This is a genomic window from Salegentibacter sp. BDJ18 (genome assembly GCF_017579965.1).
Lineage (GTDB): Bacteria > Bacteroidota > Bacteroidia > Flavobacteriales > Flavobacteriaceae > Salegentibacter.
Genome location: NZ_JAFLQX010000003.1, coordinates 183,846 through 205,613, shown reverse-complemented (window position 1 = coordinate 205,613; position 21,768 = coordinate 183,846). Strand labels below are relative to the sequence as shown.

Genomic DNA, 21,768 nt, shown 5'->3' with positions numbered 1-21,768 from the left:
GTTTTTTCTCATATTTTAGCATTTCCCTAATTAAACCTTCAATAATAATTTTATATTTTGTGGTCATCAAAAAAATAGACAATGAGTAAAATCGATAACGAAACAATTAAGAAAGAGCATAAAAAGCGTCAGGACGATTTTGAAGAAGAAGATATAGATGATGTACTGGAAGATGAAGATGCGATAAAATCTAAATTTGAAAATAAAGGAAAATTACAGCGTTATCTGGATGATGCGGTAATACTTTTTAGTTTGCTAAAAGATTATGCCAACGGGAATTACAGGGAAGTACCCTTTAACGTAATTGCAGCTATTGGAGGCGCTCTTCTTTATGTACTTTCGCCCATAGATCTAATCCCCGATTTTATTCCAATTATTGGTTATTTAGACGATGCTGCGGTCGTTGCTTTTTGTCTAAATCTCATAGAAAAAGATCTAATTTCTTATAAAATTTGGAAGAAACAAGAAGTGTAGTTTTAAAGATTTCCCACGAATAAATTCAAAAAAAAAGACCTCACAGGTTTTCATAACTTGGGAGGTCTAAATTTTTTATAGACAAATTGCCTTAAATTCTTCCGTTAGGCTCAACCCATTTAAAGATATGTTGATCTTGCGGAACAGCCATACGGTCTGCAATTCTTCGCATTCTATCGGGCAATCTCATGAGATAATCCCTGGCTTTTTCAGCTTCATCGGTAAGGGAACGCATTTTATCAATTTCCCAGTATCCATTTAGTTTTTCAAGGATTTCAATATAATCGTAAGTGGTGTATACGCCAAGTCTTTGGGCTGCGTTAGAGAAGTTTTCAAAAGCTTCGGCAATTCCTTGTCCGCTTTCACGTAAAAACTGAGCTGGCATAACAATCTTTCTTTTCATCATATCGTGAAAAGCCAGCATCATTTGGCTGGGATCGTGTTCAAAGATGGTTTTTACAAATTCCCGGTAAGCCATATAGTGCCTCATCTCGTCTCCGGCAATAATATTACACATTTTTCCCAGCATTTTATTGCCTTTTTTCTTAGCTAACTGGCCAACACGCTTATGCGAAATATTGGTAGCCAATTCCTGGAAACTGGTGTATACAAAGTTTTTATAAGGATCACGCCCCGTTCCAATATCAAAACCATCATTTATTAAATGTTGTGTGGTTTTTTCAATTTCACGCATATTTACCCTGCCAGAGAGGTAAAGATATTTGTTAAGCGTATCTCCGTGGCGGTTTTCTTCTCCCGTCCAGTGACGAACCCACTTGGACCAGGCATTTTCTTCACCGCGGCTTTTACCGTGTTGTTTTACCCCTTCCATATCCATAAGCCAGGATTCGTAGGTGGGGAGGGCTTCTTCGGTAACCATATCGGCAACTAAAACTACCCAAAAATCGTATTCAAGTTCTTTTGCTTCTTCCCTAATTTGGGTAAGCTCATTCATATAATCCTCTCCCTGTAAATTTGGAAGTAAATCTGTAGGTTGCCAGATTTCTTCTACCGGGATAAGGTATTTTTCAATGAAACCGTCTACCTCTTTCTCAACGGTGTTCATTACTTCTAATCTAATATTATCGAGGGCCATTTTATGTGGATTGGAGCAGGTATTTTAGAAACCCTGCTGGGATTTATAATTATGCTACAAAAACTGTGTTTTAGTTTTTACTAATATAATTCAGCTAAAATAAAACTCAAAATCATTAAAGTACAAAGATATAAAGAGTAAAGGCGTTTTCTGGTAAAATCGTCTTAATTTCTACCTTCCTCCTCGGGATATAGCTTAAAAACCGGCTCACTTTGCCATATTTCCTTTGAATTTACATCTATAGCCGATAATTTTCCCATAAAAGCAGCGCCGGTATCTACATTCCAAATGTTTGCTTTTTTTACCGGGACATCTTCGTTAATTCGGGTAACCGGGGTATGGCCAATAAATATTTCATCAAAAAGTCTTAGGCGCTTTGGGTAATTTATATCATCTGGTTTTATATTTTTATCTAAAGAAAGTGCCATTTCCCACAGGGTTCTATCCCAGTAAAATCCGGTATCATGGTATTCCTGTTCAGGACCATGTTGATTTGTAAACCCCGCGTGCACAAAAAGCCTGTTTTTTTTATCTACGTAATAATTAACCATCTGATTAAAAAACTCGATATGCGCTTCTATTTCTTCTGAAGAAAAATTTCTATACGCATCAATACTGGATTGCCCGCCGTGTTCCAGCCACTTTTCGTTAAGCTCTCCAGATTCCAGCCAGCGATGAGTAAGATCGTCATGATTTCCCCGAATAAAAATACAGGTATTTTGCTTTGCGAATTCTATTAAATATGAAACCACGTTTGCCGAATCACTCCAGCCATCTACATAATCGCCTAAAAAAATTAGTTCATCGTCTGGGGTGACTTCAATTTTTTCAAGCAGCTGTATTAATGCTTTTAATCCGCCGTGAATGTCTCCAATGGCAATACTTCTACCCATATTAATTGTATTTTACTTTTCTTAAAATTCGCATACTTTCCTTATAATAATTATAAACTTCCTGGCTGTATTCTTTTAAAAATGGTTTGGCTTCTTCCAGTTTGTCTATTGCCTGTGCAAAGTTATTTAAATAACAAAGTAAATAAGTTGAAGGCAAATTTTTAAGATCTTTTATTTGTTGTTTATTTAGCGGAAGTTTCTTTTTAAGTCTTTCCAGAAGTTTATTGTTTGTGTTGTATATATGATAAAGCGTTTTTTTGTCGAATTCTGGTGGCTCAAATAGCAATTTGCTTTCTATCTCATAGCTCACGCTGTCTTTAAAGCGAATTGTCACCTCTTCTAAGGGATAAAACTGGTATTTATCGTGCAGTCCCAATTGTACATATTCCAGGATTTTAAATTGTTCTTCGGTAAGGCTAATACTCACCTGGTCCAAATCTGAATAAAACAATTTCACCTGTTCGTTTATTAATTCTATATCTACACGGGAGTAAAATGTTTCATTTTTTGCCTGAATCTTTTTTCCGGCCCAACAAACCACAAAATATTCTTTAAAAACTTTATAAGTGGCGTTATAATCTTTTCTCTTCTGAAGAAAATCAAACACCCCGTCCAGGGTTAATTCTATATTATTATGGGAATGGTTTTCTATAGAATTTACCACTTCTGAATTCACATCGCTAATAGTAATATCAAAAACCTTGGGCATACTAATGCTGCCATCTCTAAGAAAAACCGAGCCACCATAATATTTCCAAATGTTTTTTCTAAGCGAGCATATTTTTCCGTGGTTGGGCTTAATGGTTACCAGGCCAACCACAAGGTTTCCCGGCAAATGCGGAAAAGGAATATTTTCATAAGATATTAACGGCGGATTACTTAAATAAGCATTCACCAGGTTTTGAATTTTACTATCGTCAAAAAAATCGGTGCCAACAATACGGTTATCTTCATCCTGAACCCCAATAACGATATAAGAATTATTTTCTGGATTGGAATTAGAAAGTGCGCAAACGTGCTTTAAAAACTTGGCTTTTCCTTCGCGTTCGCCAATATTAAGCTTCAGCTTTTTATCATAAAAGCTGTTCTCGTCGTTGTGAGCGAGTAAGTTTTTTATTAAAAGCCGTTTGTTGATCATACTAACTTTGTCATTTCCGTGAAGACGGAAATCTCTTTAATTATTATCTATTCTTTTTCCTATTACATATCTGCGTTAAACCTTATTACTTCTCAATATTTTTATTCCTAAGGTATTCCAAAAACCTACAAGGTTTTTAAAACCTTGCAGGATGTAAATCTCAAGAAATATTAATTTTTATTCACCGTAGTGCTATTCGCCTGCGCGGTTGGCATCACTACTAAATCTGCAATATTTACGTGGTAAGGTCGGGTTACCACAAACCGAATAATATCGGCGATATCTTCCGGGCGTAAAGCTTGAAATCCTTCATAAACTTTTTTTGCTTTTTCGGAGTCGCCTTTAAATCTTACTTCGCTAAATTCTGTTTGAGTAAGTCCCGGGTTTACGGCGCCAACTTTAATTCCGTGTTTGTTGAGGTCTATGCGCATTCCCTGGTTTAAGGCATCTACCGCGTATTTGCTTGCACAATAAACATTTCCGTTGGGGTAGACTTCTTTCCCTGCAGTAGATCCAATATTAATAATATGCCCGGTTCCCTGGCTTATCATTTTTGGAAAAATTGCTTTGCTAATATACAGCAGGCCTTTTACGTTAATATCTAACATGGCATCCCAATCGTCTATATTTCCATCCTGTATGGGGTCTAAACCGTGTGCGTTTCCGGCATTATTTATTAGAATATCAATTTTGCTGAATTTCTCTGGAAGTCCATTAATTTTTTCAAAAACCGCGGCTTTGTCACGAACATCAAAACAAAGAGTATAAACCGCGACCCTTTTTGATAACTCTTTTTTTAATTCGTCTAAACGTTCTTCCCTTCTTCCACAGAGAATTAAATTAATCCCTTCTCTTGCAAAAGCATTGGCGGTAGCTTTTCCAATTCCACTGGTGGCGCCGGTAATTAGTGCAGTTTTCATAAGTTTTTCTAAGTTATAAAGCTTCTACAAGAAACTAGCTTAAATGTATAAATGCAATTTAAAATCCTGTTAAATTTAGTTAATCCAGGCATCTGGATAAAATTTATTCAATGATGCTGCGTTTTCCTCTCTAAACAATTAATAAACCTATTTATGAAAAGAACGATGAAGAACCTAAAATTAAAAAGCTTATTGCTTGCAGCAGTAGTTGCTTTTGGATTTACCAGTTGTAGTGATGATGATGAAAACGGAGTGGAAGAAGGCAACGCCCAGTTAACGGTTAGAATGACAGATGCCCCCGGAGACTACGATGAAGTTTGGGTAGATGTGCAGGATGTAATGATTAAAACAGAAGCCGCCGTTGGCGAAGAAGAAGCCGAATGGGAAAGCCTTTCTAATGTAGAAACTGGCCGTTATGACCTTCTGCAATTAACCGGCGGAGTATCACAATTACTGGCCGATGTTGAAATTCCTGCAGGTTATCTTGATCAAATAAGACTGGTTTTAGGACCAGACAATGTGGTGGTAATTAATGGAGAAGAGAATCCTATGGCTACCCCAAGTGCACAACAATCTGGATTAAAATTAAATGTGCAACAAGAGCTGGAAGCAGGAGAGAGCTATGAGTATCTTCTGGATTTTGATGTAGACGAATCTATCGTGACAACCGGGAATGGAGGTTACATCCTTAAACCTGTAATTAGAATGTCTGCTATGGCCAATACCGGTTCTATTGTAGGTGAAGTACATCCTAACGATAAAAAATCTTTGGTAAAAGCCCAGAATGCAAGCCATACTATTTCGGCTTATACTGACGAAGACGGAAATTTTGCGCTGCACGGGGTGCCGGCAGGAACTTATAAAGTTATTGTAACTCCAGATGCCGAAACTGGGTATGATGCCATTACCGAAGACAATGTTGAAGTAGTACAGGGAGAAGCAAAAGATCTTGAAACTATTTATTTGGAATAATTAAAAGATTTCCCTTATAAAAAAAGAGCGGCTATTTTTAGCCGCTTTTTTGTTTTTTAACCATACATTAACAGCAGAAACGCTAATAATTTTCCAATTTGCGGCCTCGAATTCACGGTCTTAAATACGCATAAAATGATAGATAACAACGCCTCTGTAGATATTGCAAGTTTAAATGAAAAAATAGAGAGGGAAAGTGCTTTTGTAGATTTACTAAATACTGAAGTCAATAAAGTAATAGTAGGGCAAAAGCATATGATGGAGCGCTTGCTTATTGGTTTATTGGGGCAGGGCCATATTTTGCTGGAAGGTGTTCCCGGTTTGGCAAAAACCCTGGCTATTAATACCCTTTCTCAAGCCGTTCACGGTAGCTTTAGTAGAATTCAGTTTACTCCAGACCTTTTGCCTGCAGATGTTGTGGGTACTATGATCTATAATATGAAGCTGAATGATTTCAGTATTAAAAAAGGACCCATTTTCGCAAATTTTGTCCTGGCAGATGAAATTAACCGGGCTCCAGCCAAAGTACAATCGGCTTTACTGGAAGCTATGCAGGAAAAGCAGGTAACCATTGGCGAAGAGACCTTTATTTTAGATAAACCGTTTCTGGTAATGGCCACGCAAAACCCGGTAGAGCAGGAAGGAACTTATCCTTTACCTGAAGCCCAGGTAGACCGTTTTATGCTAAAAACCGTAATAGATTATCCCGAAATTAATGACGAGCAGTTAATTATGCGCGCCAATTTAAGAGGGGAATTTCCAAAAGTGAATCCCGTGGTGAGCATTGAGCAAATTTTACGTGCACAACAGGCTGCCAGGGAAGTTTATATGGATGAGAAAATTGAAAAATATATTCTTGATATTATTTTTGCCACTCGTAATCCTGAAAAATATAATTTAAAAGATCTAAAACCTTTAATAAGTTTTGGCGCTTCTCCAAGGGGAAGTATTAACCTGGCGAGAGCTTCAAAATGTTACGCATTTATAAAACGTCGTGGTTATGTAATTCCAGAAGATGTTAGAGCCGTGGTTTTAGATGTACTTCGCCATAGAATAGGAATTACCTACGAGGCTGAAGCCGAAAACGTAACTTCAGAAGATATTGTGCATAAAATAGTGAACGAGATTGAAGTTCCATAAACCTTGTAGTTCACTTAATTTTCGCATTTTCCAATAATTGCTGTGTAAAAACACAACCGCTTCCTGATGGATACCAAAGAGCTTTTAAAAAAAGTAAGAAAGATTGAAATAAAAACCCGGCGTTTGAGCGATCACGTTTTTGGCGGGGAATATCATTCTACTTTTAAAGGTCGTGGGATGACGTTTAGTGAAGTGCGGCAATACCAATTTGGCGACGATGTTAGAAGTATAGATTGGAATGTTACCGCTCGATACAATGAGCCCTTTGTAAAGGTTTTTGAAGAAGAACGTGAACTTACCATGATGCTTATGGTAGATGTTTCGGGTTCAGAATTCTTCGGAACACAAAATCAGCTTAAAAAAGATGTGATTACCGAAATTGCTGCAACTTTAGCTTTTTCAGCTACCCAAAATAACGACAAGATTGGGCTGATGCTTTTTTCAGATAAAATAGAGCTTTATATTCCGCCTAAAAAAGGGCGTTATCACGTGCTTAGAATTATCAGGGAATTAATAGAATTTAAGCCGAAATCTAAAAAAACTGATATCGCGGTAGCCATAAAATACCTTTCTAATGTGATGAAGAAAAAGGCGATTGTCTTTATGCTTTCAGATTTTATGGACGACCATTACCAGCAAACTTTAAAGATTGCGGGCAATAAACACGATGTTACAGGAATTAGGGTTTACGATTCGGCTGAGGAGGAAATTCCAAATTTAGGATTGGTACAAATGTTGGATGAGGAAACCGGGGAATATGTTACGGTAAATACTGGCTCTAAATCGGTTAGAAGAAATTATGCAGAATATTATCGTGAAAGAGCGGCTTATTTTAACGAAAGTTTTACCCTAAGTGGAGCTGGCGTTATCAACAATCGTGTTGACGAGAGTTATGTGAAAAAATTACTGGGTTATTTTAAAAGAAGAGGTTAGAAACAAATGAATAATAGATTTACAACAACATTAAATAGTTTTAAAGCGGCGGCCTTGTTGCTTTTTTTGTTGTTGTCTTTTTCAGCTTTCGCCCAGCAACCTCAAATTAATGCCGGCATAGATTCAACTTCCATAAAAATTGGAGAACAAATAATTTATAGTATTGAAGTAGAAACCGATTCTACCAACTTGGTGGTTTTCCCTGAGGGCCAAACTTTTGATCCAATGGAAATGGTAGAATCTTTAGGAGCCGATACCACTACGGTTGAAGATCGCTTCAGGCTTTTAAAGAAATACTCGCTTACCCAGTTCGATTCCGGTGTATATACTATTCCGCAGCAAAAAATTATTATTCAAAATAGGGAATATTTAACCGATTCTTTTAGAGTTGAGGTTGCCGATGTAAAAGTTGATACCACCCGCCAAAAAATGTATCCCATAAAACCGGCGGTAGATGTTCCAAAACCTTTTAGTATTCCGAACTGGATTTGGTGGTTATTGGCAGCATTAATTTTATTAGGTGTAGCTTTTTATTTTTTCCGAAGAAGAAAGAAAAGACAAGAAGCAGAGCCCGAATTACCGCCTTACGAGCAGGCCATGTTCGAGTTAAAACAATTAGATAATTCTTCTTTGTTGCAAGACAGGGAAATCAAGGAATATTATTCAAACCTAGCATTTATTGTTAGAAAATATTTAGACAGAAAAATTTACGATAGGGCACTGGAGAGTACAACTTCAGAACTTATTGCTTACCTGGAATTAAGAAAACAAGCGGGAGAATTAAGTTTAAAAGATAAATCTATAGATAATTTTCAGCAATTATTAAAACGCGCCGATTTGGCCAAATTTGCCAATTCGCGCCCCGATGTAATTACCGCGAAAAGTGATAGAACTAAAACCGAGCATCTTATAAAAGACATTCGCCAGGTAGTTCCTGAGCCAACCGAGGAAGAATTGATGCAGGATGAAAAATACCGAACAGAGAAATTAAGAAGAAAAAGAAGAAATAAAATCCTGGCCATAATTGGTGGTGTATTGGTTCTGGGAATCATTGTAATAGTGGTTTTGGTAAATACCAGAGGATTTGATTATGTAAAAGATTCGGTTTTAGGAAATGAGACCAAAGAATTGCTGGAAGGCGACTGGATTAGAAGTGAATACGGTACGCCAAGTGTAACCATAACCACTCCAGAGGTATTGGTAAGAAAGGCTGTAGATAGGGACAATGAGCTACAGGAATTGCTTCTGGGAAGTGAAACTTTTGATTCTGGAACACTGGAGAGCAATTTATATATTTTATTAATTACCGGGCCTGTAAATCCGCAAAGTGATTTTAACCTTGATAAGGCAGTAGACGGTATTTACGAAAACCTGGAAAACCAGGGTGTCCGTAATATTATTATGAAAGAAGAAGAATTTTCAACTTTAAATAACGCCAAGGGAATTAAGGTTTTTGGAACTTTTAATCTTGAAAATCCAATTACAGGCGGACCAATTCAAAAGCAATATGCTATTCTAAACCTGGGAGAAAATGGCGGATTTCAGCAGGTTATGGTAGTTTTTGATGAAGATGATGAATATGCCGAAGAAATATTACAGCGAGTAGAAAGTTCTATAGAATTAAGAAATCAGTCTAATTGATGTTTGCTAATTATACATTCGAAAATCCAGAATTTTTCTGGCTGCTTTTGCTGCTTCTGCCGGCAACGGCCTGGTATTTCTGGAAACGAAAGCAGCAAACGCCAGAACTTAGAATGTCTAGCGTAAAAGGTTTTAAGGTAAAGCAATCGCTGCTTTCAAAATTGAAACCAATACTTTTTGTCTTACGCTTACTGGCATTGGCGCTGTTAATAACTGCAATGGCCCGGCCAAGAACGGTAGATGTAACCACGCAAAGCAGCAATATTAGGGGTATAGATATTGTAATGGCCATAGATGTTTCGGCAAGTATGCTGGCTCGCGATTTTGAACCTAATCGACTGGAATCTGTAAAGGAGGTAGGAGCCGAATTTATAGAAAATAGGCCTACAGATAGGATTGGTTTGGTTCTTTTTGCTGGAGAAAGTTTTACCAAAACTCCCATTACCAGCGATAAAAGTATTGCTTTAAGAGCCATTGAAGAAATTGAATACAGTAATGTATTACAAAACGGAACGGCAATTGGTTCAGGTTTGGCAACTTCGGTTAACCGTTTAAAAGATAGTGATGCCGAAAGTAAAGTGATTATTTTATTAACCGACGGGGTAAATAACTCAGGGTTTATAGATCCTAAAATAGCCAGCGAGCTCGCTGTGGAATTCGATATTAAAGTCTATACAATTGGCGTGGGAAGTAATGGAAATGCCCTAACTCCAGTAAATATTTTGCCTAACGGAAAGTTTCAATATGGGGTGCAAAAAGTGGAGATAGATGAAGCTTTATTGCAACAAATTGCTGCAGATACCGGCGGGAAATACTTTAGAGCTACCAATAATGAAACCCTCGAAGAGATTTATGAAGAAATAGACAGTTTGGAGAAATCTGAAATAGAAGAATTCAGGTATTATAATTATACCGAAAAATTTAGGCCTTATGCTTTACTGGCTTTAGGATTATTACTTTTTGAAATGATCCTGCGATATACGGTATTTAGAGGCTTTATTTAAAAATTAGAAAGAAAGTTTTAATGATCTTAGAAGAAAAAATATATTTATGGCTATTACTCCTCCTTCCGGTAGTAATCTTGCTATACCTTATTTTTAGGCTTTGGCAGGAGCGTGCGCGCTCAAGGTTTGCCAAACCCGAGCTTCTAAGTTTTTTATCCCCAAACAAATCGGCATTTAAGCCTGTTTTAAAATTAATGCTCATTCTTGGCGCTTTTGCCAGCTTAATTTTTGGCCTTGTAAATCCTAAATTGGGCTCCCAGTTGGAAACAGTAAAACGTGAAGGTGTAGATATTGTTTTTGCCGTAGATGTTTCAAAAAGTATGGAGGCCGAAGATATTGCGCCCAATAGATTAGAAAAATCGAAGCAACTGGTACGGCAAATAATAGGGAACCTGGGAAGCGATCGCGTGGGAATTATCGCCTATGCCGGGAGCGCTTTTCCGCAGTTGCCAATTACTACAGATTACGGCTCGGCAGAGATGTTCCTGGAGAGTCTAAATACCGATATGATTTCCTCGCAGGGAACCGCCATTGGAGATGCTATAGATTTAGCTACCGGGTTTTTTGACGATAACCAACAAACCAACCGGGTGATGTTTATTCTAAGCGATGGCGAAGATCACCAGGGTAATGTTGAAGATATGGCGGAACGAGCCGCTGAAGCCGGGATTAGAATTTATACTATAGGTGTAGGCACCACCAAGGGAGGACCAATTCCTATAAAAAGGAATGGAGTGGTGCAGAATTATAAAAAGGACAACCAGGGAGAAACCGTAATTACAAAACTTGATCCGGCAATTTTAGAGCAAATTGCGAGCGAAACAAACGGAGAATATATTGATGGTAGCATAACTGCTGAAGTAACCGAAAAAGTTCAGGAAGAGTTGCTTACCATTGAAAAAACAGAATTTGAAGCAAAACAATTTGCCGATTATAAATCGCAGTTTCAGTGGTTTGTTGGTTTGGCAATCTTATTGCTGTTACTGGATGTATTTATGCTGGAACGCAAGACCGGCTGGATAAAGAAACTTAATTTATTCAACGAAAAAAGAAAGACAGAGGAGTGATTCAATGAGAGGTTTTTCAGCAAACATATTACTCGATAATCGAGATTTTAATTTATCCTTGAGCTTTCTTCGAGTTAGTTTATGTGTGTTTTTTGGGTTGGTACTTGGACTTCCGGTATTAGCCCAGCAACAAAGTGATAAAGAAAGAGAAAAAGCCCAAAAGGAAGCCCGGCAATTTATGCAGGAAGCTGATGTTGCTTTAGGAGAAAATAATTTCCCGGAAGCCGAGGCGGCTTATAGAAAAGCTATTGCCAAAGATGCTGAGAATGCAGACGCGAGATATAATATGGGAAATATGTATTATACCCGTGAAAATGCACCACAGGCTGCACAACGTTTTAAACAGGCGGCTGAGGTTGCAGACACGAAAACTGCCAGGCACAAAGCCAACCATAATTTGGGAAATGCTTATATGAAGCAAAAAATGTATCAGGAAGCGGTAGATGCCTATAAAGATGCTTTAAGAAACGATCCAACTGACGATGAAACACGGTATAATTTAGCCCTGGCTAAAAAGATGCTGGAACAGGAACAGGAAAACCAGGAGGATAACCAGGACGGTGGCGATGATGAGAATGAAGATCAGGAAAATCAGGATCAGGAAAATCAAGACCAAAACCAGGATCAGGAAAACCAGGAGCAGCAGAATCAGGATGGTGAGGGAGATAATGAAGGTGACCAGGATCAACAAGATCAGGATCAGGAAGAACAGGAAGGCGACCAGGATGAGCAGGAGCAGCAAGATGGCCAGGGTGACCAGCAAGAGGAAGAGCAGCAACCTGAGCAAGGCCAGCCTCAACCCACGCAGGGACAATTGTCTCCAGAGCAAATTCAGAGTTTACTGGAAGCGATGAATAATGAAGAAAGAAAGGTGCAGGATAAAGTAAATGCGGAAAAACAAAAAGGTGCCAAAGTGCAATCTGAAAAAGATTGGTAAAATTTTTGATACATTTCTTTCCAAAATCATACTTATCTTAAAGAAAGGATTTTATAGATGAAGGTGAAGTTTTTAATAATTAGCATTTTATTATTTACCGGCTTTGGTTTACAGGCCCAGGTAAAGTTTGAGGCCAAAGTGAGCAAGGACAAACTTGGGGTAAACGAACGCCTTAGGGTAGATTTTGAAATGAACCAGGATGGCGATAATTTTCGTCCTCCCTCTTTTGATGGTTTTACCGTTGTAGGCGGCCCAAACCAGTCGGTGAGTAATCGCTGGATTAATGGGGATCGTACATATTCAAAAACGTATTCTTATTATTTACAGCCCAATTCACGTGGAAGCAAAACCATTGCCCAGGCTGAAATTACCATAGACGACAAGATTTATAAAACCACACCTATAGATATCCAGGTTACCGCTGCGGTAGACCAGCCAATCGATGGTGATAATTCAGATCTTATAGCTTCAGATAACTTGCATTTAGTTGCTGAAGTGTCCAATCCCAATCCTTATTTAAACGAAGGAATAACCGTGGTTTATAAATTGTTTGTGAGTCCGCGAATTAGCGTGAGCAATTTCAGGGAAGTAGATAGCCCTAAGTTTTCAGATTTTTGGAGTCAGAATATTGAAATAAGGGAATTAAGGCCGGAAAATGAGGAATACAGAGGAGAACCTTATCGGTCTGTGGTACTTAAAAAAGCAGTTCTTTATCCGCAGAAAACCGGTAAATTAGAGCTTGAACCACTTACCCTGTCAGTTTCGGTAGATGTACCAAGTGACAGGCGTGACATTTTTGGCAGTAGAATTTATAAAACTATAAATAAAACTGTTGCTGCGGGCACTAGAACAGTAGATGTAAGACCATTGCCCGAAGGGAAACCTGCTGGTTTCACCGGCGCCGTGGGGCAATTTAGTTTAGATGTGAGCACCACTAAAGATAAACTTGATGCTTCAGAATCCCTGGAAGCAAAGGTTGAAATTAGAGGAAATGGGAACTTAAATTTGTTTGAATTACCCTCGCTTGAGGTGCCATCTTCACTTGAAATGTATGATCCACAAAGAACCGAAAACGTTACCACTACTTTAAACGGAAAACAGGGAAGTATTATAGATTCTTACACTATTGTGCCTACCAGAAAAGGTCAATATCCAATTCAGCCATTAACTTTTTCATATTTTGATCCAAAAACGCAAACTTATAAGAGTTTGTCTTCCCAGGAAATTTTAATAGATGTAGAAGAAGGTCCGGTTAGTACTTCGGGTGGTAGAATTGCAGAAAACAGTAAGCGCGCGGTTAATTTACCTTCAGAACAGTTTAGGTTTATAAAAACCCAAACCAATCTTAGGCCGTTAGAGCAACAAGCCTTTTTTAGGTCGTGGACTTATTGGGGATCGCTACTTTTGCCTTTTGCAGCTATTCCGCTCTTTATTTTATTCGGAAAAAAGAGAGAAGCCATTGCCGCTGATGTACATGGAAACCGACTTAAAAAAGCGAATAAACTGGCAAGAAAATACCTTTCTGAAGCCAAAAAGAATCTTGGCGATCAGCAGGCTTTTTATGAATCTTTAGAGCGTGCAATGCACAATTATTTAAAAGCGAAACTTCATATTCAAACTTCTGAAATGAGTAAAGAACGCATTTTAGAAATTTTGAAGGAAAAAAATGTTCCCGATGAAACTTCTGCAGAATTTATTGAGGTTTTAAAAAGCTGCGAGTTTGCGAGGTACACCCCAGCATCAAATTCTGCGCAGCAGGAAGATTACGATAAAGCTGTAAAAGTAATTTCAAAACTGGATAAAGAGATTTAGTATGAAAAAGCTGATTTTAATTTTCCTGGTATTCGTTTCCGTCGTGACTCAGGCACAATACCCAAGCCTTTTTGAAGAAGCAAATGAAGCCTATGCAAACGATGATTTTGAAACTGCCATAGCCAAATATGAAGAAATTCTGGCAAATGGAAAAACTTCAGTAGCAACCTATTATAATCTTGGAAACGCGCATTATAAATTAAATAATGTAGCCCCAAGTATTTATTATTACGAAAAAGCATTACAATTAGATCCTACAGATGAGGATGTGCAAAATAATATAGAATTTGCACGTAGTATGACTATAGATGATATTCCCGTGGTAGAGGAAACCGGTTTTGAAAAAAAAGTTAACCAATTTCTATCTACATTTTCTTATAATACCTGGGCTTATTTTTCTATTGCTTTCTCCATAATCTTTGTAGTGCTCTTCTTATTTTATTATTTCAGTAGAAAACCGCTTATAAAACGAACTTTGTTTGGATTTGCCATCTTCATATTTTTACTTGGGGGAATTTCAGTATTCTTTGCATTTCAGCAACAGGAGATTCAATTCAACAATCAATTTGCTATTATTTTTACTGAAGAAGCCGACGTGAAAAATGAACCTTCCCCACGGGCTGAGACTGCCTTTAGCTTACACGAAGGCACTAAAGCCAAGGTACTGGAGAATTACCAGGGATGGGTGAAATTAGAACTATCTAACGGCACCCAGGGCTGGACAGAAAATAATAATTTAAAGCGACTATAAAAATTATTGATATTAGTTTAACATTAAAGTATGAGTATTTTTTGCTAGTTAGACGCATTTCTTGTTATTTTTGTCGCTGTGAAAACACCGGTCTACATTCTAACTTTTATATTTATGGCATTTCTAGCAACGCCTAGCATTGTTGCCTATATAGATAATTCTGTAGATGTTTCTTTTGCTTTTAATGTAAATGAAGAAGAAAGTTCTTCTAAAAACCAGATTAACCTGGAATTTAATTTTGAAGAGCAAAATACCAATTACGCCAGTATTCATTTTCTTCAGGAGCAGGATTATACCAAAGATTTCTATACAGAAAGTTATCCTGTAGTATTTTTAGACGTGATCTTTCCCCCACCCAAAAACGCATAATCTAATTTAAATTTTTCTGGATTTTTATGAACTATCTGCAATTTCTGCAGTGGCTATAGCATTCGTATTTAGATTGTTATAAAAAATTCTATTCATTTTTCTAAAAATTAGATTTTAGAGACATTACTAGGCTAAATTTTGCTTAGGTCTCATTTAATAAAGCGTTTTATATGTTTAAACATTTTAATAAAGATTTCCCGGCAAGTATTGTAGTATTTTTCGTAGCGATTCCGTTATGTTTAGGAATTGCCCTTGCCAGTGGAGCCCCACTATTTTCCGGTTTAATTGCCGGTATGGTTGGGGGTATCGTTGTAGGTAGTATTTCTAATTCTCAATTAGGGGTTAGTGGTCCTGCAGCAGGTTTAGCGGTTATTGTTTTAGGAGCAATACAATCGCTTGGGAGCTACGAAATATTCCTGGTTGCCGTAGTAATCGCCGGAATTCTTCAAATAGTAATGGGAGCCTTAAAAGCTGGTATTATTGGATATTATTTCCCTTCATCAGTAATTAAGGGTATGCTTGCGGGTATAGGTATTACCATTGCTATTTCACAAATTCCAAACGTTCTGGGCTTTTCCAGTGATTTAGAAATTTTTTCTATAGATGGCGGCATTGGTTCTGCATTAGGTAACATAGCAGATAACCTTCATTATGGTAGTATATTAATTACTCTTGTGGCCCTGGCAATTTTATTATTATGGGAAAAAGTTCTTACTAAAAAGAGCAAAATATTCAGTATTGTTCCAGGACCTTTAGTAGCTGTTGCTATGGGGGTAGTTTACTATTTAGTAGTAGATGGTCCTGCTTTTGGGATTCAGGATTTTCAATTAGTAAGTGTACCTGTACCAGAAAGCGCAGCTTCTTTCTTTGGACAATTTTCTATGCCTAATTTTGCTGAAATCACAAATTCTGAAGTTTGGATTGTGGCAGTAACAATTGCGATTGTTGCCAGTTTGGAAACTTTATTAAGTGTAGAAGCTATAGATAAAATAGACCCTTTAAAAAGAACTACAAATACCAACCGTGAGCTTTATGCGCAGGGTGCTGGTAATATGATTTCTGGTCTTATTGGAGGTTTGCCTGTTACTCAGGTAATTGTAAGAAGTTCTACTAATGCACAATCTGGTGGTAGAACTAAACTTTCTGCAATTTTACACGGTTTCCTCATACTATTTTCTATTATCGCTATACCAACTGTGTTGAATATGATTCCTTTGGCCGTACTTGCCGCCGTGCTTCTACTGGTAGGTTATAAGTTGGCTAAACCGGCTCTTTTCAAGCAAATGTTTAAATTAGGAAAGGGCCAATTTCTTCCATTTATAATTACCATTCTTGGGGTTGTGTTTTTAGACTTGCTAATGGGTATAGGACTCGGACTTGCGGTAGGAATTGGAGTTATTCTAATTAATAGCTACAAAAACTCTCACTTTCTTCACAAAGAAGGCTATGATGTTAATGATGGCCAGTACAAAATCACACTTGCTGAAGAGTTGTCTTTCTTAAATAAAGGTGCAATTCTAAGAGAGTTAAATGAAATTCCAGATAATTCTACGGTGATTTTAGATGTAAGAAAAACCCGTGTACTGGATTATGATGTACTTGAAATTTTAGATGAATTTGCTATTAAGGCAAAACGTAAGGATATAACTATTAAGCTTATTGCCGATAAAGGTGAAGTGGTGAATCCTGAAAGTTTTAGAAGATTTTTTGGACTGGACGTTCCGGTTTAGAAGTATAGAATAGAATTTTTTTAGAGGAAGTTTGAGAAGTTTAATTCTCGTCAGGCTGTCCCGAAATTTCGGGATTAGCATCTAAAATTTTAGACCCTGAAATAAAATTCAGGATGGCGAACTAAAAACTTTTTAAACTTCCTCTTTTTCATTGCTGAAAAAATCATTTTCTTCATTTAATATATCTCTTTCTCTGGCTTCTCTTATAATTGAAGGGAGTACTGCCGGGGCTATGGTTTTTACAGGAGCATATAATTTAGATTCTTCCAGGCTTTCTTCACTTACCAAATCTATTTCTTCGTTTGTAGCGCCAAAAAACATAATAACCACACTGGCTAAAAAAGCCATTTTTAATAGTCCAAATGCACCGCCGAGTAATTTATTCACAATGCCAAGGGCAGCAAAACCGGCCATTTTAGTTAAAATTTTTCCGGCAAGAGAAATTAGAAAAACAATGAGAATAAATGTAATAGCGAAGGCGATTAGGTTAACATAATCTGAATCCCAATTCATATTTTCAGAAAAAAAATCGCTTAAAATATGAGAAAAATGAATGGCACCGTAAATACCGGCTACAATACCTACAAGGGAAGCAATTTCGGCCAGCAGGCCTCTAAAAAAACCTCTAACGAGTCCGTAAAGCAGTATTAAAGCCAGGACGATATCTACTGTATTCATATTTCAAATATAGGAAAACTACTTCTTGGCAAGGTAACGAGGTATTCATAAAAAAATAGGTGCATTCCAAAGCATTCTGAAATTTCAGAGCGAAATATTAATTTCTATTATCAATTAAAATACTTCAATTAAGTTTTAAACAGGTAAAATTGAAGAAAATCAAACCTGTATGTGAAGTATTTTCAAATACTAAGATATTATCTTTGCGGTATGACAAGAGACGAAAATTTGAAAGGCAGGTGGGAAGGTTTGCAAAAAAAACTTTCTAATCAGTTTGCCGATGGAGAATCAATGGATCTGGATGCGATAATTTATGTAATTGGCGTTCAGGAATTAGGTCAGCCACACAAGAAATTTAAGAAAGATCATAAAATAGATTTGATGCATATTGCTATTTGCCGTTTGCTGGAGCCTTACGGTTACTATGAATTTGATTATTTTGATGAAGACGGATGGCCGCATTATAAGATCTTAGAGCAATTACCTACTTTAAAAGCCGGGGAGCAATCGGTTTTAATGAAGGAGGCCATTGTAAATTATTTTATCAATAACGGATACATAGATTAAGGGCGACACGTGCTGCCTAAAACTACATTTTTACTAAATTTGCCCTTCTGAAAAGAAAAGGATCTCATGATAGATAAAATAAAGCAACATATAGCTGAAGTAGAAGCTTTTAAAACCGAATCGGCTAAAGAAGTAGAAGCATTCAGAATTAAATATCTTGGTAAAAAAGGAATTTTAAACGATTTTTTCGCTTCGTTTAAAGAAGTTCCCAACGAACAGAAAAAAGAGTTTGGCCAGGCGGTAAATTCACTTAAAAAAGCTTCTGAAACTAAAGTTGCGCAGCTTAAAGAACTCTTGGAAAGTAAACAGGAGGAAAGCGGGGTTTATGGCGATCTATCAAGACCGGGAGAGCCAATAGAGATTGGGGCAAGACATCCTATTTCTATTGTAAAAAACCAGATTATCGAGATCTTTTCAAACATTGGTTTTAATGTTTCTGAAGGGCCCGAAATGGAAGATGACTGGCATAATTTTACGGCCTTAAATCTTCCCGAATATCATCCGGCTCGCGATATGCAGGATACCTTTTTTATTCAAACAGATCCCGATATCTTATTGCGTACCCACACTTCTTCGGTGCAGGTGCGTTATATGGAAAATAACAAGCCGCCAATTAGAACAATTTCTCCGGGAAGGGTTTTTAGAAACGAAGCTATCTCGGCACGTTCCCATTGTATTTTCCACCAGGTAGAAGGACTTTATATAGACAAAAATGTAAGCTTTGCCGATCTTAAGCAAACTTTACTTTACTTTACAGAACAATTATTCGGAAAATCTAAGATAAGGCTTAGACCTTCTTATTTTCCGTTTACAGAGCCAAGTGCCGAGGTAGATATTTACTGGGGCCTCGAAACCGAAACCGATTACCGAATTACTAAAGGAACCGGTTGGTTAGAAATTATGGGCTGCGGGATGGTAGATCCAAATGTGCTTAGAAATTGTAATATAGATCCTACCGAATACTCAGGCTTTGCCTTTGGGATGGGAATAGAACGTATTGCAATGCTGCTTTATCAAATAGGCGATATTAGAATGTTCTATGAAAACGACCTTAGATTCCTGGAGCAGTTTAAATCGTCGTTTTAATAACCTGCCTTGGCCGAACGCTAAAGCAAAATAACATTTTTTTATGAAAAAAATTGGTTTAGTAATTTTCGGGATTCTTGCCCTTGGGGTAATTGTTATTTTAGTTGCTGTAGAAATAATAGAACTGGCTTTAGGAGCTATTTTATTAGTTATTGCAGCACTTATTCTTTGGGGTTTGTTCAAGTGGGCTAAAAATAAGATTGAAGATTAGTGAAGAAAGACATTGATATACCAAAGGTTGAGAAAGTTTATGTAGCGGCTGTTAAAGTCTATAACGAGGCTTTTAAGGTAGAGGAGTGGAATGCATATCTTATAAACGATAAAGATGAAGCTATTGAGATGGCTTTAATTGTGAGTAAGGGTTTTGATGAAAACAAAGAAACCTCAACTATTAGGCATAAACTGGAGCATTTACCGGCCAAATCTTTCGCTAAGATCGAATTTATCCAGGAAGAAGTGCTTGCGCTGAATAATCAATTTCAGGTGACTTTTTTTGCTGAGGGGAAAATGTATGAAAAGAAATATTTATTCAGAAAAAATAGCGTAAATGAAAAAGCCTTGCGCGAACTCCCAATTATCCCAAACAAAGGAATTCTTGCTGAATAATTAAGTCAGCTTTTCTGCCAGTTTTTTAATCACTTTTTTTGGATTTTTTCCTTCGTAAAGAATACCATAAACAGCGTTTATAATTGGTGTTTTTGCCCCTTTGTCTTTATTTATTTTATAAGCACTTTCGGTAGCGTAGTAACCTTCAGCGATCATACTCATTTCCATCTGGGCACTTTTTACGGTGTAGCCTTTTCCTATCATATTTCCAAACATACGGTTTCGGCTAAATACAGAATATCCTGTTACCAGAAGATCGCCTAAATAAGCTGAATCGTTAATATTACGCTTCATTTTATGTACTTTTTTAATAAAGCGTTTCATTTCTTTAATAGCGTTACTCATCAACACACTCTGGAAGTTATCTCCATAACCTAATCCGTGGGCAATTCCGGCAGCAATGGCGTAAATATTCTTCAGCATTGCAGCATATTCAGTCCCGGTTACATCATCGCTAATTTTGCATTTTATGTATTCACTGTCCAGGTTTTTAGCTACAATTTTTGCTTTTTCCTCGTCGGTACAGGCAATAGTAAGATAAGAAAGTCTTTCCAGGGCAACCTCTTCTGCGTGACAGGGCCCGGTAATTACCCCAATATTATCGGCGGGAACGTGATGAAATTCTTCAAAATGTTCGCCTACAATAAGGCTGCTCTCTGGCACAATCCCTTTAATAGCCGAAAATATAACCTTATCTTCCAGGGAGACCGTTAGAGCGTCTAATTCCCGCTTTAAAAAGGCCGAAGGGATGGCAAAGATTAAATAATCTGCCGCTGCTATAGTTTTATTAATATCACTGCTTAGTTCTAATTGATCGTTGTCAAATTCAACAGAGCTAAGATAATTTGGGTTGTGTTCCTGTCTTTTAATATGCTCAATAGCATAGGTGCTGCGCATATACCAATAGATGGTATCTACATTTTCGCTTAACATTTTTACTATTGCAGTAGCCCAGCTACCGCCGCCAATTACGGCAAACTTTGGAGACTTATCCATAGGTTGGTTTATTGTAATTCAAAAATAAGCAATTTTCTAAGTATATCTAAAAAGACAGTGGTTATAAAGCAAAACATTACTAAATAAGCAAAGAATTGAATACAAAACTTTAACATCTATAAATTTAACCAGATTACAATTCTGCAGAAGTTTTTCCGTTCTTAGTTAGACGACGAGATCTTCTTTTTAATGAAGATGGATTTTCTTAGTTTTTTGGTTGGTTATTTAGTTGAAAACCGCAAACTCGCAATTTACATTGTAGTTTGCGGTTTTTGTTTGAAGAATTAAAATCTAACAAAAATTTAGGACTAAGTGTAAGCAGAATACAAATTTCCTTTTGTACTTTTCTTTTCACTAACTTAGTAATCAACGATATGGGAATATTTTCATTTATAAAAGATGCCGGGGAAAAAATCTTCGGAAAAGAAAAAGAACAGGAAGAGGAGAACATAGAAATTTCTGAAGCTAAAAAAGAAGTTATAAGAAAAGAGAATGCAAAAGCAGCTGATAAACTCTTAAATACAATAAAAGGGCTGGATTTAAAGGTTGAAAACCCTGCTATTGAAATTGAAGATAATACGGCTATAGTTTACGGCCTTGCAGATTCACAGGCTGTGCGTGAAAAAATAGTACTTGTAATTGGTAACTCTGAAGGAATTGCGAAGGTAGACGATAGGTTAGCCGTTAAAAAAGAAGAACCGGAATCTGGCTTTCATACGGTAGAAAGAGGCGAAAACCTAAGCAAAATTGCCAAAGAACATTATGGCGATGCAAATAAATATACAGTGATCTTTGAAGCTAATAAACCAATGCTTAAAGATCCCGATAAAATATATCCAGGGCAGGTTTTACGCATACCGCGCCAGGAGAAAAAATAAAGATTAAAGACTGTTTAAAGTTTTTGAAGTTGTTACATTGAGGGCAGACGACGTCCTATAGCTTGTAGTTCCACAATGAA

22 protein-coding genes and 1 pseudogene are annotated in these 21,768 nt (G+C 37.1%); 17 read left to right on the top strand and 6 right to left on the bottom strand.

Annotation, left to right across the window (positions count from 1 at the left end; all coding sequences use genetic code 11):
- Positions 1-81 precede the first annotated feature (81 nt).
- Positions 82-405 (top strand): annotated as a pseudogene (locus J0871_RS17360) (YkvA family protein); the annotation flags it as partial.
- A gap of 160 nt (positions 406-565) precedes the next feature.
- Here J0871_RS17360 and J0871_RS03440 read toward each other — a convergent pair.
- The 4 genes from J0871_RS03440 to J0871_RS03425 all read right to left on the bottom strand — a co-directional run bounded on the left by J0871_RS03440 (position 566) and on the right by J0871_RS03425 (position 4,521).
- Positions 566-1,570, bottom strand: a complete 1,005-nt coding sequence (locus J0871_RS03440) for an acyl-ACP desaturase (RefSeq protein WP_075325296.1) — start codon at positions 1,568-1,570, stop codon at positions 566-568.
- Positions 1,571-1,734: 164 nt separating this feature from the next.
- Entirely contained in the window at positions 1,735-2,463 is a 729-nt protein-coding gene (locus tag J0871_RS03435) for a metallophosphoesterase family protein (protein WP_208223448.1), read from the bottom strand.
- Between the two features lies 1 nt (position 2,464).
- Positions 2,465-3,601 (bottom strand): ATP-binding protein, encoded by a 1,137-nt coding sequence (locus J0871_RS03430; RefSeq protein WP_208223446.1) that lies wholly within the window; start codon positions 3,599-3,601, stop codon positions 2,465-2,467.
- A 170-nt stretch (positions 3,602-3,771) separates the two neighbouring features.
- Positions 3,772-4,521, bottom strand: a complete 750-nt coding sequence (locus J0871_RS03425) for an SDR family NAD(P)-dependent oxidoreductase (RefSeq protein ID WP_208223444.1) — start codon at positions 4,519-4,521, stop codon at positions 3,772-3,774.
- 165 nt (positions 4,522-4,686) lie between these two features.
- Here J0871_RS03425 and J0871_RS03420 point away from each other — a divergent pair, with 165 nt between their 5' ends.
- The 11 genes from J0871_RS03420 (at position 4,687) to J0871_RS03370 (ending at position 16,877) form a co-directional block, all read left to right on the top strand.
- Entirely contained in the window at positions 4,687-5,493 is an 807-nt protein-coding gene (locus J0871_RS03420) for a DUF4382 domain-containing protein (RefSeq protein WP_243870378.1), read from the top strand.
- A gap of 135 nt (positions 5,494-5,628) precedes the next feature.
- A complete protein-coding gene (locus J0871_RS03415; protein ID WP_075325291.1) occupies positions 5,629-6,633 on the top strand; it encodes a MoxR family ATPase in 1,005 nt (334 codons plus the stop codon).
- A 66-nt stretch (positions 6,634-6,699) separates the two neighbouring features.
- Positions 6,700-7,566, top strand: coding sequence for a DUF58 domain-containing protein (locus tag J0871_RS03410; protein WP_208223440.1), 867 nt, complete (start codon positions 6,700-6,702; stop codon positions 7,564-7,566).
- A 6-nt stretch (positions 7,567-7,572) separates the two neighbouring features.
- Complete coding sequence (locus tag J0871_RS03405) at positions 7,573-9,207, top strand: LPXTG cell wall anchor domain-containing protein (RefSeq protein ID WP_208223438.1); 1,635 nt, start codon at positions 7,573-7,575, stop codon at positions 9,205-9,207.
- On the top strand, positions 9,207-10,211 hold the full coding sequence (locus J0871_RS03400; RefSeq protein ID WP_208223436.1) for a VWA domain-containing protein: 1,005 nt from the start codon (positions 9,207-9,209) through the stop codon (positions 10,209-10,211). Before J0871_RS03405 ends, J0871_RS03400 begins: the two co-directional genes overlap by 1 nt.
- Positions 10,212-10,231: 20 nt before the next feature.
- Positions 10,232-11,278 carry a VWA domain-containing protein gene (locus J0871_RS03395; protein WP_208223433.1) on the top strand — a complete coding sequence of 349 codons (1,047 nt, stop codon included), beginning with the start codon at positions 10,232-10,234 and terminating at the stop codon, positions 11,276-11,278.
- Positions 11,279-11,282: 4 nt separating this feature from the next.
- On the top strand, positions 11,283-12,215 hold the full coding sequence (locus tag J0871_RS03390; RefSeq protein ID WP_208223431.1) for a tetratricopeptide repeat protein: 933 nt from the start codon (positions 11,283-11,285) through the stop codon (positions 12,213-12,215).
- 57 nt (positions 12,216-12,272) lie between these two features.
- Positions 12,273-14,027: a BatD family protein gene (locus J0871_RS03385; protein WP_208223429.1), complete on the top strand. Its 1,755-nt coding sequence runs from the start codon at positions 12,273-12,275 to the stop codon at positions 14,025-14,027.
- A 1-nt stretch (position 14,028) separates the two neighbouring features.
- Positions 14,029-14,778, top strand: a complete 750-nt coding sequence (locus J0871_RS03380) for a tetratricopeptide repeat protein (RefSeq protein ID WP_208223427.1) — start codon at positions 14,029-14,031, stop codon at positions 14,776-14,778.
- Positions 14,779-14,892: 114 nt separating this feature from the next.
- Positions 14,893-15,147, top strand: a complete 255-nt coding sequence (locus J0871_RS03375; protein WP_075325283.1) for a hypothetical protein — start codon at positions 14,893-14,895, stop codon at positions 15,145-15,147.
- A 170-nt stretch (positions 15,148-15,317) separates the two neighbouring features.
- On the top strand, positions 15,318-16,877 hold the full coding sequence (locus tag J0871_RS03370) for a SulP family inorganic anion transporter (RefSeq protein ID WP_075325282.1): 1,560 nt from the start codon (positions 15,318-15,320) through the stop codon (positions 16,875-16,877).
- Between the two features lie 132 nt (positions 16,878-17,009).
- On the opposite strand, the gene J0871_RS03365 is transcribed toward J0871_RS03370, so the two are convergent.
- The gene (locus J0871_RS03365) at positions 17,010-17,555 is read right to left on the bottom strand and encodes a CvpA family protein (RefSeq protein ID WP_208223425.1); all 546 of its coding nucleotides are present in this window, start codon (positions 17,553-17,555) and stop codon (positions 17,010-17,012) included.
- Between the two features lie 210 nt (positions 17,556-17,765).
- Here J0871_RS03365 and J0871_RS03360 point away from each other — a divergent pair, with 210 nt between their 5' ends.
- The 4 genes from J0871_RS03360 (at position 17,766) to J0871_RS03345 (ending at position 19,814) form a co-directional block, all read left to right on the top strand.
- The gene (locus tag J0871_RS03360) at positions 17,766-18,122 is read left to right on the top strand and encodes a hypothetical protein (RefSeq protein ID WP_075325280.1); all 357 of its coding nucleotides are present in this window, start codon (positions 17,766-17,768) and stop codon (positions 18,120-18,122) included.
- Positions 18,123-18,188: 66 nt separating this feature from the next.
- A complete protein-coding gene (gene pheS / locus J0871_RS03355; protein ID WP_208223423.1) occupies positions 18,189-19,208 on the top strand; it encodes a phenylalanine--tRNA ligase subunit alpha in 1,020 nt (339 codons plus the stop codon).
- Positions 19,209-19,251: 43 nt separating this feature from the next.
- The gene (locus J0871_RS03350; protein ID WP_156858127.1) at positions 19,252-19,419 is read left to right on the top strand and encodes a hypothetical protein; all 168 of its coding nucleotides are present in this window, start codon (positions 19,252-19,254) and stop codon (positions 19,417-19,419) included.
- Entirely contained in the window at positions 19,419-19,814 is a 396-nt protein-coding gene (locus J0871_RS03345) for a hypothetical protein (protein ID WP_208223421.1), read from the top strand. The genes J0871_RS03350 and J0871_RS03345 overlap by 1 nt, the downstream gene beginning before the upstream one ends.
- Here the strand turns inward: J0871_RS03345 and J0871_RS03340 are convergent, their stop codons facing one another.
- Positions 19,815-20,810, bottom strand: a complete 996-nt coding sequence (locus tag J0871_RS03340) for an NAD(P)H-dependent glycerol-3-phosphate dehydrogenase (RefSeq protein ID WP_208223419.1) — start codon at positions 20,808-20,810, stop codon at positions 19,815-19,817. It lies immediately after the preceding gene.
- 374 nt (positions 20,811-21,184) lie between these two features.
- On the opposite strand from J0871_RS03340, the gene lysM reads away from it, so the two are divergent.
- Complete coding sequence (gene lysM / locus J0871_RS03335; RefSeq protein WP_208223417.1) at positions 21,185-21,688, top strand: peptidoglycan-binding protein LysM; 504 nt, start codon at positions 21,185-21,187, stop codon at positions 21,686-21,688.
- Positions 21,689-21,768 lie beyond the last annotated feature (80 nt).

Excerpts from the sequence above, each read along its gene's own strand:
- J0871_RS03440 (WP_075325296.1), bottom strand. The coding sequence starts at position 1,570 with ATGGCCCTCGATAATATTAGATTAGAAGTAATGAACACCGTTGAGAAA.
- J0871_RS03435 (WP_208223448.1), bottom strand. The coding sequence starts at position 2,463 with ATGGGTAGAAGTATTGCCATTGGAGACATTCACGGCGGATTAAAAGCA.
- J0871_RS03430 (WP_208223446.1), bottom strand. The coding sequence starts at position 3,601 with ATGATCAACAAACGGCTTTTAATAAAAAACTTACTCGCTCACAACGAC.
- J0871_RS03425 (WP_208223444.1), bottom strand. The coding sequence starts at position 4,521 with ATGAAAACTGCACTAATTACCGGCGCCACCAGTGGAATTGGAAAAGCT.
- J0871_RS03420 (WP_243870378.1), top strand. The coding sequence starts at position 4,687 with ATGAAGAACCTAAAATTAAAAAGCTTATTGCTTGCAGCAGTAGTTGCT.
- J0871_RS03415 (WP_075325291.1), top strand. The coding sequence starts at position 5,629 with ATGATAGATAACAACGCCTCTGTAGATATTGCAAGTTTAAATGAAAAA.
- J0871_RS03410 (WP_208223440.1), top strand. The coding sequence starts at position 6,700 with ATGGATACCAAAGAGCTTTTAAAAAAAGTAAGAAAGATTGAAATAAAA.
- J0871_RS03405 (WP_208223438.1), top strand. The coding sequence starts at position 7,573 with ATGAATAATAGATTTACAACAACATTAAATAGTTTTAAAGCGGCGGCC.
- J0871_RS03400 (WP_208223436.1), top strand. The coding sequence starts at position 9,207 with ATGTTTGCTAATTATACATTCGAAAATCCAGAATTTTTCTGGCTGCTT.
- J0871_RS03395 (WP_208223433.1), top strand. The coding sequence starts at position 10,232 with ATGATCTTAGAAGAAAAAATATATTTATGGCTATTACTCCTCCTTCCG.
- J0871_RS03390 (WP_208223431.1), top strand. The coding sequence starts at position 11,283 with ATGAGAGGTTTTTCAGCAAACATATTACTCGATAATCGAGATTTTAAT.
- J0871_RS03385 (WP_208223429.1), top strand. The coding sequence starts at position 12,273 with ATGAAGGTGAAGTTTTTAATAATTAGCATTTTATTATTTACCGGCTTT.
- J0871_RS03380 (WP_208223427.1), top strand. The coding sequence starts at position 14,029 with ATGAAAAAGCTGATTTTAATTTTCCTGGTATTCGTTTCCGTCGTGACT.
- J0871_RS03375 (WP_075325283.1), top strand. The coding sequence starts at position 14,893 with ATGGCATTTCTAGCAACGCCTAGCATTGTTGCCTATATAGATAATTCT.
- J0871_RS03370 (WP_075325282.1), top strand. The coding sequence starts at position 15,318 with ATGTTTAAACATTTTAATAAAGATTTCCCGGCAAGTATTGTAGTATTT.
- J0871_RS03365 (WP_208223425.1), bottom strand. The coding sequence starts at position 17,555 with ATGAATACAGTAGATATCGTCCTGGCTTTAATACTGCTTTACGGACTC.
- J0871_RS03360 (WP_075325280.1), top strand. The coding sequence starts at position 17,766 with ATGACAAGAGACGAAAATTTGAAAGGCAGGTGGGAAGGTTTGCAAAAA.
- pheS (WP_208223423.1), top strand. The coding sequence starts at position 18,189 with ATGATAGATAAAATAAAGCAACATATAGCTGAAGTAGAAGCTTTTAAA.
- J0871_RS03350 (WP_156858127.1), top strand. The coding sequence starts at position 19,252 with ATGAAAAAAATTGGTTTAGTAATTTTCGGGATTCTTGCCCTTGGGGTA.
- J0871_RS03340 (WP_208223419.1), bottom strand. The coding sequence starts at position 20,810 with ATGGATAAGTCTCCAAAGTTTGCCGTAATTGGCGGCGGTAGCTGGGCT.
- lysM (WP_208223417.1), top strand. The coding sequence starts at position 21,185 with ATGGGAATATTTTCATTTATAAAAGATGCCGGGGAAAAAATCTTCGGA.